Origin of the sequence: Pseudomonas sp. SC11, from assembly GCF_047039205.1 — a bacterium.
Taxonomy (GTDB): domain Bacteria; phylum Pseudomonadota; class Gammaproteobacteria; order Pseudomonadales; family Pseudomonadaceae; genus Aquipseudomonas; species Aquipseudomonas boreofloridensis.
Genome location: NZ_CP178183.1, coordinates 4,094,231 through 4,108,810, shown reverse-complemented (window position 1 = coordinate 4,108,810; position 14,580 = coordinate 4,094,231). Strand labels below are relative to the sequence as shown.

The 14,580-nt window shown below is 64.3% G+C and carries 14 protein-coding genes; 9 read left to right on the top strand and 5 right to left on the bottom strand.

The window, feature by feature from the left end; all coding sequences use genetic code 11:
- The first annotated feature begins 5 nt into the window (after positions 1–5).
- Both ACK2SD_RS18315 and mqo read left to right on the top strand, forming a co-directional pair.
- Positions 6–1,079 carry an AI-2E family transporter gene (locus ACK2SD_RS18315; RefSeq protein ID WP_039576063.1) on the top strand — a complete coding sequence of 358 codons (1,074 nt, stop codon included), beginning with the start codon at positions 6–8 and terminating at the stop codon, positions 1,077–1,079.
- A 266-nt stretch (positions 1,080–1,345) separates the two neighbouring features.
- A complete protein-coding gene (gene mqo / locus ACK2SD_RS18310) occupies positions 1,346–2,989 on the top strand; it encodes a malate dehydrogenase (quinone) (protein ID WP_029614646.1) in 1,644 nt (547 codons plus the stop codon).
- A 166-nt stretch (positions 2,990–3,155) separates the two neighbouring features.
- Here mqo and ACK2SD_RS18305 read toward each other — a convergent pair whose 3' ends face one another.
- From ACK2SD_RS18305 to ACK2SD_RS18290, 4 genes are all read right to left on the bottom strand, one after another.
- Positions 3,156–4,043 (bottom strand): LysR family transcriptional regulator, encoded by an 888-nt coding sequence (locus ACK2SD_RS18305; protein ID WP_412460520.1) that lies wholly within the window; start codon positions 4,041–4,043, stop codon positions 3,156–3,158.
- A 130-nt stretch (positions 4,044–4,173) separates the two neighbouring features.
- Positions 4,174–5,070, bottom strand: a complete 897-nt coding sequence (locus tag ACK2SD_RS18300) for a bestrophin family protein (protein WP_029614644.1) — start codon at positions 5,068–5,070, stop codon at positions 4,174–4,176.
- 21 nt (positions 5,071–5,091) lie between these two features.
- A complete protein-coding gene (gene moaA, locus ACK2SD_RS18295; RefSeq protein ID WP_412460519.1) occupies positions 5,092–6,096 on the bottom strand; it encodes a GTP 3',8-cyclase MoaA in 1,005 nt (334 codons plus the stop codon).
- Between the two features lie 132 nt (positions 6,097–6,228).
- Positions 6,229–6,687 (bottom strand): Lrp/AsnC family transcriptional regulator, encoded by a 459-nt coding sequence (locus ACK2SD_RS18290; protein WP_039576070.1) that lies wholly within the window; start codon positions 6,685–6,687, stop codon positions 6,229–6,231.
- A 154-nt stretch (positions 6,688–6,841) separates the two neighbouring features.
- Between ACK2SD_RS18290 and ACK2SD_RS18285 the strand changes: the two genes are divergently transcribed.
- The gene (locus ACK2SD_RS18285) at positions 6,842–8,011 is read left to right on the top strand and encodes a trans-sulfuration enzyme family protein (RefSeq protein WP_412460518.1); all 1,170 of its coding nucleotides are present in this window, start codon (positions 6,842–6,844) and stop codon (positions 8,009–8,011) included.
- Between the two features lie 58 nt (positions 8,012–8,069).
- Here the strand turns inward: ACK2SD_RS18285 and ACK2SD_RS18280 are convergent, their stop codons facing one another.
- Positions 8,070–8,306 (bottom strand): YdcH family protein, encoded by a 237-nt coding sequence (locus ACK2SD_RS18280; RefSeq protein WP_039576076.1) that lies wholly within the window; start codon positions 8,304–8,306, stop codon positions 8,070–8,072.
- A 275-nt stretch (positions 8,307–8,581) separates the two neighbouring features.
- On the opposite strand from ACK2SD_RS18280, the gene ACK2SD_RS18275 reads away from it, so the two are divergent.
- From ACK2SD_RS18275 to ACK2SD_RS18250, 6 genes are all read left to right on the top strand, one after another.
- Entirely contained in the window at positions 8,582–10,219 is a 1,638-nt protein-coding gene (locus tag ACK2SD_RS18275) for a phosphoethanolamine transferase (RefSeq protein WP_412460517.1), read from the top strand.
- Between the two features lie 102 nt (positions 10,220–10,321).
- Entirely contained in the window at positions 10,322–11,455 is a 1,134-nt protein-coding gene (gene rnd, locus ACK2SD_RS18270; RefSeq protein ID WP_412460516.1) for a ribonuclease D, read from the top strand.
- Positions 11,452–11,745, top strand: coding sequence for a YcgL domain-containing protein (locus ACK2SD_RS18265; protein ID WP_029614639.1), 294 nt, complete (start codon positions 11,452–11,454; stop codon positions 11,743–11,745). Before rnd ends, ACK2SD_RS18265 begins: the two co-directional genes overlap by 4 nt.
- 72 nt (positions 11,746–11,817) lie before the next feature.
- Positions 11,818–12,750 carry a D-2-hydroxyacid dehydrogenase gene (locus tag ACK2SD_RS18260; RefSeq protein WP_317872043.1) on the top strand — a complete coding sequence of 311 codons (933 nt, stop codon included), beginning with the start codon at positions 11,818–11,820 and terminating at the stop codon, positions 12,748–12,750.
- A 124-nt stretch (positions 12,751–12,874) separates the two neighbouring features.
- Positions 12,875–13,324: a YcgN family cysteine cluster protein gene (locus ACK2SD_RS18255; RefSeq protein WP_039576086.1), complete on the top strand. Its 450-nt coding sequence runs from the start codon at positions 12,875–12,877 to the stop codon at positions 13,322–13,324.
- A 40-nt stretch (positions 13,325–13,364) separates the two neighbouring features.
- On the top strand, positions 13,365–14,570 hold the full coding sequence (locus tag ACK2SD_RS18250) for a hypothetical protein (protein WP_317872042.1): 1,206 nt from the start codon (positions 13,365–13,367) through the stop codon (positions 14,568–14,570).
- Positions 14,571–14,580 lie beyond the last annotated feature (10 nt).

Sequence of the window (14,580 nt, the reverse complement as noted above, 5' to 3'; positions counted from 1 at the left end):
CGACGATGACCGATATGCGCCGTTGGGCCTGGCTGGGCGTGGCCTTGTTGATCGCCCTGTTGTTGTTCCTGTTGCATAACATCCTCTCGCCATTCCTCATCGGCATCCTGCTGGCGTACCTGGCCGACCCGCTGGTCGACCGCCTCGAACGACTGGGGCTGTCGCGCACCTGGGGCGTGGTGGTGGTGTTCGGCCTGTTCACCCTCATCTTCCTGGCATTGTTGCTGGTGCTCGTACCGATGCTGGCCAAACAGTTGGTGCGCCTTTACGAGCTGACCCCGCAGATGCTCGACTGGCTGCAGCATGTGGCACTGCCCTGGGTGCAGAGTCGTTTGGGCCTGGCCGACGGGTTCTGGAAGTTCGACAAGATCAAGGCCGCCATCGGCGAGCACATGGGGCAGACCACCGATATCGTCGGCGTCGTGCTGTCTCAGGCCACCGCCTCGAGCCTGGCGCTGATCGCCTGGCTGGCCAACCTGGTGCTGATCCCGGTGGTGGGCTTCTACCTGCTGCGCGATTGGGACCTGATGATGGCCAAGTTGCGCAGCTTGTTGCCGCGCCAGCGCGAAGAGCAGGTGGTCGGGCTGGCGGGCGAATGCCATGAAGTGCTGGGCGCCTTCGTTCGGGGTCAGTTGCTGGTGATGCTGGCCCTGGGCGTGATCTACGCCGCAGGCCTGTCGTTGCTGGGGCTGGAGCTGGGGCTGTTGATCGGCCTGCTGGCAGGGCTGGCGGCCATCGTGCCGTACATGGGCTTCATCGTGGGGATTGGCGCGGCGCTGATCGCCGGGCTGTTCCAGTTCGGCGGCGACCTGTACCCGATGCTGGGTATCGTCGCGGTGTTCATGGTCGGCCAAGCCTTGGAAGGCATGGTGCTGACGCCGCTGCTGGTGGGCGATCGCATCGGCCTGCATCCTGTGGCGGTGATCTTCGCCATCCTCGCCGGCGGCGAGCTGTTCGGCTTCACCGGCGTGCTGCTGGCGCTACCGGTGGCGGCGGTGATCATGGTGCTGCTGCGCCACGCCCACGACCTTTATAAAGAGTCGGACATGTATGGCGCGGACATCGACCCGCAACTCTAGCTGCCTGCGCGCCCGGCTTGCGTGCCGGGCGTCCCTCACCCCTGGGACAAAGCGCCACCTTGACGGGCGCATCGGCAATTTGTTTGTGCTGGCATTTCAGTTACAATCCGCAACCGTTTCAGCCCACCCGCGTCAATCAGACCAAAGGCTGTCGCGCTCTAAGGGTTCTCTGGCTGCCGAATAATGATCACAAAAAGCCTGCGCTGAAGAACAAGAAACACCCGGGCCAGCCACAGGCCCTCCGTTCTACTGACTGGAAGTGATCAATGTTCAAGAAAGCTGGCAAGACCTTGCTGAGTCTGGCTGTCGCGGCGTCCTTCATGCAGGCGCACGCCGAAGACACCAAGAAAGTCGATGTGCTGCTGATCGGCGGCGGCATCATGAGCGCAACCCTGGGCGTCTGGCTCAACGAGCTGGAGCCGAGCTGGTCGATGGAGATGGTCGAGCGCCTCGATGGCGTCGCCGAAGAAAGCTCCAACGGCTGGAACAACGCCGGTACCGGCCACTCCGGCCTGGCCGAGATGAACTACACCCCGATCGATAAAGACGGCAACGTCAGCATCGCCAAGGCCGTTGAAATCAACGAAGCCTTCCAGGTGACCCGTCAGTTCCTCGCCTGGCAAGTGCGTCAGGGCGTGCTGAAGAACCCGCACTCGTTCATCAACAGCACCCCGCACATGAGCTTCGTCTGGGGCGACGACAACATCAGCTACCTGAAGAAGCGCTACGAAGCGCTGCAGGCCAGCCCGCTGTTCCGCCCGATGCAGTACTCCGAGGACCACGCGCAAATCGCCAAGTGGGTTCCGCTGATGATGGAAGGCCGTGACCCGAACCAGAAACTGGCGGTCACCTGGACGCCGATCGGCACCGACGTCAACTGGGGTGAAGTGACCCGTCAGTACGTCAGCCACCTGCAGACCCGCGACAACTTCAAGCTGAAGCTGTCCAGCGAAGTGCGCGACATCACCCGTAACAAGGACGGCTCCTGGCACGTCGAGTACAAGAACCTGAAGACCGGTGACACCGCAGCCACCGACGCCAAGTTCCTGTTCATCGGTGCCGGTGGCGGCGCGCTGAAGCTGCTGCAAAAATCGGGCATTCCGCAGGCCGAAAACTACGGCGGCTTCCCGGTGGGCGGCTCGTTCCTGGTCACGGAAAACCCGACGGTGGCCATGCAGCACATGGCCAAGGCCTACGGCGTTGCCTCCACTGGCGCACCGCCCATGTCGGTTCCGCACCTCGATACCCGCGTGCTGGACGGCAAGCGCGTGATCCTGTTCGGGCCATTCGCCACCTTCTCGCCGAAGTTCCTCAAGAACGGTTCGTACATGGACCTGCTGAGCAGCACCACCGTGCATAACGTGTGGCCGATGACCCGCGTCGGCATCGACGAGTACCCGCTGGTGGAGTACCTCGCCGGCCAGCTGATGCTCTCCGACGACGAGCGCATGGAAGCCCTGCGCACCTACTTCCCGCACGCCAAGAAAGAAGACTGGCGCCTGTGGCAAGCCGGTCAGCGCGTGCAGATCATCAAGAAGGACCCTGAGAAGGGTGGCGTGCTGAAGCTGGGCACCGAAGTGGTGACGTCCGACGACCGTACCCTGGCCGCACTGCTGGGCGCCTCGCCGGGCGCCTCGACCGCCGCACCGATCATGATGGGTGTGCTGGAAAACGTGTTCAAGGACAAGGTCGCCACGCCTGAGTGGCAGGCTCGTCTGCACGAAATCGTACCGAGCTACGGCACCAAGCTGAACGACTCGCCTGCCGCCGTGCAGAAAGAGTGGAACTACACCGCCGAAGTGCTGCAACTGGACAAGCCGCCAGTGATCGACCAGAGCGTCGGCACTAGCACGGGTGCGGCGTCGAGCGCACCGGTCGAAAGCAAGGCTGCCAACGACATGGCGCTGTAAGCCGTCTGGCGAAGGCCTGTCAGCAGACGGGCCTTCACCCGAAAAGCCACGAGGATCGCCACAGGCGGGCTCGTGGCTTTTTTGTGCCTGGGGGAAATGCAGCGTTTGGATCGCGACTCAATCACGGTGAGCCGCCGCTCCTGCAGCCATCACGGGGCTTGATCGATCAGTGGGCCCCAAACAACGCCCGCGCGTGTTCGAAGCACTGTTCGGCAATCGCCGGGCGCGGCTCGCTGCGGCGCAGCAGCAGGCCGACGGGGCTGTGGATGCTGGCGTCGGCCACAGGGACGATGCGCAGGTGCTCGTTCAGCGCTTCAAGGCCGCAGTCCAGCGGCATCACCGCGCAGCAGATGCCGGCGTTCACTGCCTGGATCAGTTGGAAGGTGGAGTCGCTTTCCAGCACTGCCTGGGGCGCCAGGCCGCGACTGCGGAAGCTCAAGTCCAGGGACTGGCGGTAATGCATGCCTTTGCTCAGCAGGCCGAGCGGAACCCCCACCAGCGCTTGCCACTGCAATTGCGCGTCCTGGAACTGGAAATGCCGGGTGTCGTGCAGCAGGCCCATGGTGGTGGTGCCCAGTTCGATCACTTCGAAGAAGCTGAGGTCGACCTGATCCAGGTAGCAGATACCCAGATCCAGCTGATTGCGACTCAGGCCATCGACCACCTGCTGCGAGCTCAGCGAGCTCAATTGCAGGTGCAGTTCGGGGTATTTCTCGCGCAGCGGTAGTAGCAGCTCCATCGGATTGAAGCTGGCCAGCGGCACGCTGCCCAGGCGCAAGTTGCCGACCAGTTGGCCGCGGCAACTGGCGGCTTCGGCCTGCAGACCGTCGTGGGCGGCGAGCAGGGTCTTGGCCCAGGCCAGGATGCGCTCGCCGGCTTCGGTGAAGCCTTCGAAACGCTGGCCGCGCTCGACCAGCACCAGGTCCAGTTCTTCTTCCAGGTTGCGCAGGCGCATCGACAGGGTCGGCTGGGAAATGTGGCACAGCTCGGCGGCCTGGCCGAAATGCCGGGTCTGGTCGAGGGCGATGAGGAACTTGAGCTGCTTGATGTCCATGGTCCGGCCTGGCAAGAAAGGGGATCGGACGGGGCGTCGTGATGAAGGGACGCGCGTGCCGCCAGCGCCAGGGTGACGCAAAAGGCCAGCAGAGACAAATCGGTGGTGAAGCGCCTGGGCGCTGTTCGACTCAGCTCAGCACATGCTCCACCGGTTCGAGCAGCGGCGGCAACGGCTCGCCGAGCGCCGACAGCACGTCACGTTCGAGCAGGCGCACCAGCGAGTCGGTGGGCAAGTCGTTTTCGTCACGGCCGAAGGGGTCTTCCAGCTCATTGCCGATAGCGTCCAGGCCCAGGAACGTGTAGCTGACGATAGTGGTAAACAAGGGTGCCAGCCAGCCCAGTGGCTCGGCCAGGGCGAACGGCAGCAGCAGGCAGAAGATATAGATGGTGCGGTGCAGCAGCAGGGTGTAGGGGAAGGGTAGCGGCGTGCCTTTGATGCGTTCGCACGTGGCCTGCACCTCCGACAGCCCAACCAGGCGTTGCTCCAGCGTCATGTAGCGAAACTCGCTGATCCGTCCTTCGCTGGCCAGACGCGAACAGCGCTCGCCAAGGTCGCGCAGAATGCCATCGCAAACGTTGTGCGCCGAGATGTCCGCGTCCTTGGGCAGCCATGGCGTCGCGGCGTGCAGGTCGTCCTCGTTGCGCAGGCGCGCATTCAAGCCATGGGCGAAGGCGCACAGGCTGCGCAGCAACCGCGCACGCTGGGTTGGATCGTCGATCACTGCGCTTTCGCGCACGAACGAGCGCACCTCGATGATCATCCGTCCCCAGGCCTTGCGGCCCTCCCACCAGCGGTCGTAGCAGGCGGTGTTGCGAAAACTCATGAAGATCGACAGCGACAGCCCGAGCAGTGTGAAGGGCGTAGCGCTGACCGGGTAGAAGAACGCCGGGTAGTGCCGTTCGACCAACACGATCAGTGCGGCCAGCAGGGTCACCATCAGGCAGCGCACGGCGATGCGCTTGACCACGGAACCGCGCAAGGTGAACAACATGCGCAGCAGGTCGGTGTGAGCGTGGACGATCAAGGCAGTTCCAGAGACGGCCGATCAGCCGCCGGTCATGTTCATGAAGCGCAGGATCTGCACCTCGCCACCCACCTCGAAATGATGGCGGTAGGGCTTGAGGTGCAAGGCATCGCGGATCGCCTGGTCCAGGCGGGCGCTGTCGCCAGGGTGGCTGCGCAATACCTGCTTGAGGTCCAGCGAGTGCTCGTTGCCCAGGCACAACAGCAGCCGGCCTTCGACGGTCAGGCGCACTCGGTTGCAGGTGGCGCAGAAGTTGTGGCTGTGCGGCGAGATGAAGCCGACCCGCGTCTGCGGGGCCTCGGTCAGGCGCCAGTAGCGGGCCGGGCCTTGGGAGGACTCGGCCGACTCGATCAGGCTGAACTGCTCGGCCAGGCGTTCGCGCACCGCGTCGCTGGAATAGAACGACTCGCCGCGCTCGTGCTCGTCGATCACCCCCAGGGGCATCTCCTCGATGAAGGTGATATCCAGTTCGCGGTCGATGGCGAAACGCACCAGGTCGACCAGTTCGTGGTCGTTGCGGCCCTTGAGCACCACGCAATTGAGCTTGGTACGACGAAAACCGGCACGGCGCGCAGCGTCGATGCCTGCGATCACCTGGGCAAGGTCGCCGGTGCGGGTCAGGGCCTTGAAGCGCTGGGCGTCGAGGCTGTCCAGGCTGATGTTCAAGCGCGTCACGCCGGCGTCGAACAGCGGTTGGGCCAGGCGACCGAGCTGCGAGCCATTGCTGGTCAGGCACAGTTCGCGCAGGCCGGGCAGGGCGGCGATGCGCCCGCACAGCTCGACGATGCCCTGGCGCACCAAGGGTTCACCGCCGGTCAGGCGGATCTTGCGCGTGCCCATGGCGACGAAGCGCTCGGCCACCTGGTACAGCTCTTCGAGGCTGAGGATTTGCTGGCGCGGCAGGAACTGCATGTCTTCGGCCATGCAGTAGACGCAACGGAAGTCGCAACGGTCGGTGACCGACATCCGCAGGTAGTCGATTTTTCGGTTGAAATCGTCGATCAGGGCCGGCGGGTTCTGTTCCACGTTTGCGCTCGAAAGGAGGGGGCGGCGTTGTCGCCGCGCATGGGGTCCACGCTATAACCTGTGGGCAGGTACGTCAAATCGCTTTGGCCGACTGGACGATAGGTGGGCTCTATCACGCTCCAGGCCCAGCAGTCAGCGTGACACCGGAAACGCGGTGGTGTACTTGATCTGCTCCATGGCGAAGCTGGAGGTGATGTTCGACAACCCTTCGGTACAGGTGATCAGCCGCTTGTAGAAGCGGTCGTAGGCGGCGATGTCGCTGACCACCACGCGCAGCATGTAGTCCCAGTCGCCGGACATGCGGTAGAACTCCATCACCTCCTCGAACGCGGTGACGGTGCGGGCGAAGTCCTCCAGCCAGGCGCTGTCATGGCGCTGGGTCTTGAGCTGGACGAACACGCTCAGGCCCAGGTTCAACCGCTGTGGATCGAGCAAGGCCACGCGGCCGCGGATATACCCTTCGTCTTCCAGGCGCTTGACCCGCTTCCAGCACGGCGTGGTGGTGAGGTTGACGGCTTCGGCCAGGTCCTTGAGCGACAGCGAGGCGTCGCGTTGGAGCAGGGTGAGAATGTGCTGGTCGAAACTGTCCATTGCCATTGCGTGCGGGCCGGTGTGTGCGGAACAAGAAGTGCGCAGCCTAGCGCACTCGGGGAACGGCTGGCCACGGGCCTGTCGCTGCGGCGAGTCAGGGCCGGATATGCCATAGTGGCACTTTTCCCCGCCCCCAGTGCAGACGGACCCGATCATGGCTGAAAAACCGCGCAGTTTCGCCACCCGAACCCTCCATGCCGGCGAGCAGTCCAGCGTCGCCGACAACGCCATCTTCCCGGCCATCGTCACCTCCAGTTCGTTCATCAAGCGAGGCCTGGACGACCATCCCGAGTACGCCTACAGCCGCGTCGCCAACCCCACCCGGCATGCCTACGAGACCTGCGTTGCGGCGCTCGAAGAAGGCGTGGGCGCGGTGGCCTGTGCCTCGGGCGTGAGCGCCACTGCCACGGTGCTCGAACTGTTGCCCAAGGATGCCCATGTGGTGGTGATGAATGGGGTCTACGGCGGCACCTTCCGCCTGATGGAGGACTACCGTGCCCACACCAGTGGCCTGACCACCACCTATGTCGACCTCAACGACCTCGACGCGGTGGCGGCCGCGATCCGTCCGAACACGCAGATGATCTGGCTGGAGTCACCCACCAACCCGCTGCTGCACGTGGTGGACATTGCCGCATTGAGCGAACTGGCCCAGGCACGCGGCATCCTCACCTGTATCGACAACACGTTCTGCTCGCCCTGGAACCAGCGGCCGATCACCCTTGGCGTGGACCTGGTGATGCACTCGGCGAGCAAGTACATCGGCGGCCATTCCGACCTCACCGGCGGTGTGGTGGTGGCTGGCAACCCCGAGTTGCTGACGCGCCTGCGCAAGATCAGCATGGCGGTGGGCGCGATCCAGGGCCCGTTCGACTGCTACCTGGCGCTGCGCGGTCTGAAGACCCTCGACGTGCGCATGGAGCGCCAGTGCGCCAATGCCTTGCGCGTGGCGCAGCACCTGGAGCGTCACCCGCAGGTCGAGCAGGTGTTCTACCCAGGGTTGGAAAGCCATCCCCAGCACGCCCTGTGTCAGCGCCAGATGCGCAGCGGCGGCGCCGTGGTGGCGCTGCGGGTCAAGGGCGACCGGGCGGCGGTCAACCGACTGGTGGAGGCATTGTCGATCTTCGTGCTGGCCGATTCGCTGGGCGGTGTGGAGAGCATGATCAACCACTCTTGGAGCATGTCGCACAACTCGCTCAGCCCGCAGCAGAAGGCGACGATGGGCATCAGCGAGAACCTGGTGCGCTTGTCGATCGGCATCGAGGACTGCCGCGACCTGATCGAGGATCTGGAGGCGGGCTTGCAGGCGGCAGCCGTGGCGTAACAAGAGAGGACTGATCGCGGCGGGGGATGCCGCGATCAGACGGTCATTCAGCGAGGGATCAGGCCTTGGGCGGATGGACGATCCGTTCGATCTTGTCCTTGATCAGCAGGCGCTCGCGACGCAGGCGGTTGACCGCCTCGTCGTTGGTGCCGTTGCCCTCGGCGGCCACCACCTCCTTGTCCTTGGCGTTGTATTCCTTGTGCAGCCTGTGCAGGTCGTGGTTGTTGTCGACCAGGGCCTGGAAGGCGTCTGCGCTGGTGTGCAGGTCGGCTAGCAGATCGTGCGGTACGGGCATCTTTTCACCTCGATTTCAGGGATTGCGGAAAGATCCTGCTGCTTCAGGATAGCCGTGTAAATGGACCGCCGCAGGGGCCAGAGGTGCAATTCATCTTTTATGCCGTTGCCAAGCGTGAAGATGTGAAACTTTGTTAATCATGAAATACACTTCATAACTTAATAATCCTGAAGTTTTCACGAAAAATTGATGGTAACTTCCCTAGAGTGCGGCCATCCAGCCAAGGTGCCCGATCGGTCGCGCCTGGTCGTTTCTCAACTTTAACGGCGAACGCCATGATAAAAATCAGATCCCTGCGGACCGAATGGGTCACGCTGCTGGCCAGCCTGTACCTGCTGATCGGCCTCAATCTGTTTCTCTGGAAACACCTGGAGAGCATTGTACCCCCCGGTTTGGTGGGGCTTTGGTTGAGTCTGGCGTTTGCCTTGCTGATGTTGTTCGCCTTCAATTTGCTGCTGACCTTGCTGGCCTTCAAATATGTATTGAAACCGGTATTGATCGTGCTGTTCATGGCCGGCGCGGCGGTCGCCTATTTCATGAATCAATATGGCGTTCTTATTGATGTCGGCATGTTCCGCAATGTCGTGGAAACCAACATCGAAGAAGTACGCGACTTACTCTCGCTGAAGTTTGCCTTGTATATGCTCGGGCTCGGTGTACTGCCTTCCTTGTTGCTCTGGAAGACGCCGATCGCCTATCGCCCCTGGCACCGTGAGGTGCTGGGCAAGCTGGTAGTCAGCGGGGCCTGCGTGACCGCGCTGGCTTCGGTGGCGCTGATCAATTACCAGGGCCTGTCGTCGCTGTTTCGCAACCACCACGAGATCCGCCTCATGCTCACCCCGAGCAACATCGTCGGCGCCTCTTTGACCTACGCCAGCGAGAAACTCGGCAGTGCTGCACGGCCTTTCCAGAAGTACGGTGAGGATGCCCGCCGCGACGCCGCCTGGCAGCAGCATGCGCGCAAGTCGCTGACCGTGCTGGTGGTCGGTGAAAGTGCTCGCGCCGAGAACTTCGGGGTGCTGGGCTATGCCCGCGACACCACCCCGCGCCTGGCCAAGGAGCCTGGCCTGCTGGGCTTCACCGATGTGCACTCGTGCGGCACCGAAACTGCGGTGTCGGTGCCGTGCATGTTCTCCGGCATGACCCGCAAGGACTACGACCCCAGCCTGGCCAGCCGTCGCGAGGGGCTGCTGGACATTCTCGGCCGCGCCGGCCTGCAGGTGAAATGGCGTGACAACCAGTCCGGTTGCAAAGGCACCTGCTCGCGCTTCGACTACGTCAACCTGACCACGGCGAAGGACCCGGTGCTGTGCGCTGGCGGCGAGTGCCATGACCAGATCCTGCTGCAGAACCTCGATGCCTTGCTCGATAACCTCGACCAGGACACCGTACTGGTCCTGCACCAGATGGGCAGCCACGGCCCCGACTACTACAAGCGCTACCCCGAGGGCTTCGAGCACTTCACGCCGGTGTGCCGCAGCAACGCCCTGAACCAGTGCAGCCGCGAGGCGATCGTCAACAGCTACGACAACACCCTGACCTACACTGACGCGGTGCTGGCCTCGCTGATCGATACCCTGCGCAAACACCAGGACAAGGTCGACACGGCCATGGTCTATCTCTCCGACCACGGCGAATCGCTGGGTGAATACAACGTGTTCCTGCACGGTACGCCGTACATGCTGGCGCCGGACCAGCAGAAGCACATCCCGCTGCTGGCCTGGTTCTCCGACAGCTACCGGCAGGACTTCGCGGTGGACACCGACTGCCTGGCCAAGCTGCGTGATGCGCCGCTGAGCCAGGACAACCTGTTCCATTCGATGCTCGGCCTGTTGCAGGTGCACACCCAGGTCTACCAGCAGTCGCTGGACCTGTTCGCCGGCTGTCGGCCCTGGTTGACGGCGAAAAGCTGAGGGTCGCGCTCGCGACCGCTGATCGCCACCACGGATGGCCCGGGTTTCACCAGCAGTGCCCGCGCCGTATATACTGCGCGCCAATGTTTGTGGGAGAGCCTCGTGGCCATCGAAATACACTGGATCCGTGACGACCAGACCCTGGCCGAACGCTGCCGGGCCTGGCGCGAACTGCCTTTCGTGGCCGTCGACACCGAGTTCATGCGGGTCGACACCTTCTATCCCAAGGCCGGCCTGGTTCAGGTCGGCGACGGTCAACGGGCCTACCTCATCGATCCGCTGGCAATCCGCGACTGGCAGCCGCTGGGCGAGTTGCTCGAAGACAGCACGGTGGTCAAGGTGCTGCACGCCTGCAGCGAAGACCTCGAGGTGCTGTTGCGCCTGACCGGCAAACTGCCGCAGCCGCTGTTCGACACCCAGTTGGCGGGCGGCTATCTGAACATCGGCTTTTCCATGGGCTATTCGCGCCTGGTCCAGGACGTGCTCGGTATCGAGCTGCCCAAGGGCGAGACCCGCTCCGACTGGCTGCAGCGACCGTTGTCCGACACCCAGGTGAGCTACGCCGCCGAAGATGCCGTGCACCTGGCCGAGCTGTTCGAAGCCCTGCGCCCGCGGTTGTCCGACGACAAGTACGCCTGGGTGCTGGAAGACGGTGCCGAGCTGGTGGCGCAGATGCGCCGCGAGGTCGATCCGCAGACGCTCTACCGCGAGGTCAAGCTGGCCTGGAAGCTGGGTCCGCAGCAGCTCGCCGTGCTGCGCGAGCTGTGTGCCTGGCGCGAGCGCGAAGCCCGCAGCCGCGACGTACCGCGCAATCGCATCCTCAAGGAGCACGCACTGTGGCCCATGGCCAAAGGGCAGCCGGACAACCTCTCGGCCCTGGCCAAGATCGAGGACATGCATCCGCGCACCATCCGCCAGGACGGCGAAACGCTGCTCAAGCTGATCAAGAACGCTGCCAGCCAACCGCCCGAGCAATGGCCGGCGGTGCTGGCCGAGCCTCTGCCCATCGAGGCCGCCGGCCTGATCAAGCGCCTGCGCGCCATCGGCCAGGCCGAAGGTGAACGTCTGGGCATCGCGCCGGAACTGATGCTGCGCAAGAAATCCCTGGAAGCCCTGCTCAAGAGCGGCTATCCCAACGGTCCCTACCAACTGCCCGAATCGCTGCGCGGCTGGCGCCGCGAACGTATGGGCCAGGCCCTGCTGGCTGATCTGGCAGGTGCCGGAGAGACGCCATGAAACGTATCTGTTCGATCTACAAGAGTCCGCGCAAGCAGGAAATGTACCTCTACGTGCTCAAGGCCGATGGCCTGGCGCGCGTGCCCGAGGCGCTGCTGCCGTTCTTCGGCGCCCCGGTGCATGCCTTCGACCTGGTGCTGTCCCCAGAGCGCACCCTGGCCCGCGAGGACATCGCCAAGGTGCTGGAAAACCTCGAAAGCCAGGGCTATCACTTGCAGATGCCACCGCCCCAGGACGAGTACATCGAGCACCTGCCCGAAGAATTGCTGCGCCGTAACGATCCGGCCTGAGCCGGGTTCGATCACCCCCATCCAGGCGGTCGCTGACGGACCGCCTGCGTCGTACGTCAAGGTTTTCTAGAAATGCGCGTTTTGATCGCTGAACAGGATCATGCCCTTTACGCTCGCCTGCTGGGCGAGCTGGCACCGGACCTGGAGGTCCTGACCAGTGGCGATTCCGCCGAGCTGGCGCGTCAGGCGCCGCAGTGCCCGGTATGGCTGGGCGAGCCGCACCTGGTCGCCAGCCTGCTGCGCCAGGGGCACGTCCCGGCCTGGCTGCAGTCCACCTGGGCCGGTATCACCCCGCTGCTGGCCGAGGGCCTGCCGCGTGACTATCGGCTGAGCCGCGCCGTGGGCATTTTCGGTCAGGTCATGGCCGAATACATGCTCACCTACATGCTGATTCACGAGCGTGACGTGCTGGCGCGCCTGGTCAGCCAGGTGGAGCGGCGCTGGGACGGTCGCCCGGGAAACAGCCTGCAAGGGCGCAAGGTGCTGATCGTCGGCACCGGCGACATCGGCCAGCGCGTCGCCGAGTTCCTGCTGCCGTTCGGCGTGACCCTGTACGGCATCGCCAGTACACCGCGCGAGCAGGCGCCGTTCGTCGAAGTGGCCGGGCTGGAGGCGCTGCCGCAGCGGGTGGCAGAGGTCGACTACGTGCTCAACCTGCTACCCGACACCCCGGCCACCCACGACCTGTACGATGCCGCGCTGTTCCAGCGCTTCAAGCCCACGGCGCTGTTCATCAATGCCGGACGCGGGGTGGCGGTGGTCGATGCCGACCTGGTCGAGGCGCTCAAGAACGGTCACCTGGCCGGTGCGGTGATCGACGTGTGCCGGCAGGAGCCGCTGCCGCAGCGCCATCCGTTCTGGACCGCCTGGGGCTTGCTGCTGACCGGGCACAGCTCGGCACCGACCTCGCCCGAGGCCATGGTGCGACTGTTCATCGACAACCTGCGGGCCTATACGGCGGGGCAGCCCGTGCGCGGTGAAGTGGATTTCGCCCGAGGCTATTAACCCGTTTCCCCTGGCCAGCGCAGGGTCTGGGCGCTGACCGGCGGTCTGGCATTGCGCCGGGACAGGCTCTAGACTGGCGCCGCCGCGCGCCGCGGCCTTTTCCGTGACTGCAGGAACCTGTCTGATGATCGCCGACACCGCGCCGTTCTGGCGGCGCAAGACCCTCGACCAGCTCGATGCGCACGAGTGGGAATCGCTCTGCGACGGCTGCGGGCTGTGCTGTCTGCAGAAGCTCGAAGACGAGGACGACAACAGCATTTATTACACGCGTATCGCCTGCAAACTGCTGGACCTGAAATCCTGCCAGTGCAGCGACTACCCCGGGCGCTTCGCCCAAGTGCCCGATTGCATCCAGCTCACGCCGGGCAAGGCCGACCAGTTCAAGTGGCTGCCGACCACCTGTGGCTATCGTCTGGTCAGTGAGGGCAAGGACCTGCCGGCCTGGCATCACCTGGTGTGCGGCGATCGCGAGCAAGTCCATGAGCAGCGCATTTCCCAATCCGGACGCATGTTCAGCGAGAACGATGTCGACGAAGACGATTGGGAAGACCATCTGATTTTCCGCGCCGGTTGAGCCCCGGCGTCTGTCCTGTTGCCGAATGAGGAACCTGAATATGCGCCCGTGGTTGTTGCTGCTAGGTCTGCTGGTCAGCGTGCCGGCCTGGGCGAAGAAGGTCGATCTGGATTATCAGGTGCGCCTGTTGCCCAAAAGCGGCCAGGCTGAGGTGCGTGTGACCCTGGCCGATGGCAGCGCCGTGCGCAGCCTGGACTTCGATCTCGGGCGTCAGGGCGTCTACAGCGATTTCCAGGCCGACGGCCAGTGGCAGGCGCACGACGGTCGTGGCGTCTGGCAACCCGGCCCCGGCAAGACCCGTCTCAGCTACCGGGTGCAGTTGGACGTCAAACCGGCGAACAGCGCCCACGAATCGCGGATCACGCCACACTGGGCGTTGTGGCGCGGTGAGCAACTGGTGCCGGCTGCACGCCTGGATCAGCAGGACGGCACCGAGCTGGTGGCGCGCCTGAGTTTCGAGCTGCCGTCGGGCTGGCAAAGCGTGGAGACGGCCTGGCCGCGCATCGGCAAGCGCAGGTTCCGTATCGATGACGTCTCGCGGCTGTTCGACCGGCCCACTGGCTGGATGCTGGCGGGCAACCTGGGCAGTCGACGCGCCCGCCTGGGCGATACCGAAGTGACGGTGGCCGCGCCGCAAGGGCAGGGCATGCGACGCATGGACACCCTGACATTGCTCACGTTCGTGTGGCCGCAGGTGCAAGCGGTCTTCCCGCGAACGCCGGCCAAGCTGCTGGTGGTCGGCGCGCGTGACGACGTGATGCGCGGCGCTCGGGCCTCTCACAACTCGCTGTACCTGCACAGCGGCCGCGCATTGATTGGCGAGAACGGTAGCAGTGCGATGCTGCGCGAACTGGTGCAGGTGTTCGCGCAGATCAAGGACCGCGAGCGCAGCGACTGGCTGGGCGAGAGCCTCACCGACTACTACGCCACCGAACTGCTGCGCCGCGCTGGCGGACTCAGCGATGACCGCTACCGCGTCGTGCAAGCACGCTTGCAGAACGACAGCGCCCAGGTAGGCACGCTGCGCGGCGATCAGGCCGACGCGGCACAGGTGGCCCGCGGCGTGTTGCTGCTACAGGCGCTGGATCGCGAGATTCGTCTGCACACCCACGACCAGCGCTCGCTGGACGACGTCACCCGTGCCCTGATGCGTCTGCCCAGCGTGAGCACGGAGGAATTCGTGCAGATCAGCGAGCGTGTGCTGGGGCGCCAGTCCGACGTCCTGCAGAGCAAACTGCTGCGCTGAGCGGCAGCCC